We start from the raw sequence: 236 nt of genomic DNA on the forward strand, positions 1-236 counted from the left end.
GCGCAGGGCGTCGCTCGGCACGTCGTTCTCCATGGCCAGTGCCTGGTGATCGGACAACGCCGCCGGTACCGCGTCGGCACTGCGTTGCGGCAGGCCGCTGCTGAGCAGGATGTGGTCGATGGCCCGGGCCGGCCGCCAGCTCGGGAAAGTGGGTACCGCGCCGCCGGGCGGTTGCAGGGTGGTCTTCTGGTACCGCCCCTGCGTGTCCGGGCGGGCGGCCAGGCAGGTGAGGTCGC

1 pseudogene is annotated in these 236 nt (G+C 73.3%); it reads right to left on the reverse strand.

The window, feature by feature from the left end:
* Positions 1–236: pseudogene (locus tag ACQG3P_RS23745) on the reverse strand (endonuclease/exonuclease/phosphatase family protein); the annotation flags it as partial.

The sequence above is a fragment of the Stenotrophomonas sp. SrG genome (assembly GCF_050031795.1).
Lineage (GTDB): Bacteria > Pseudomonadota > Gammaproteobacteria > Xanthomonadales > Xanthomonadaceae > Stenotrophomonas > Stenotrophomonas rhizophila_A.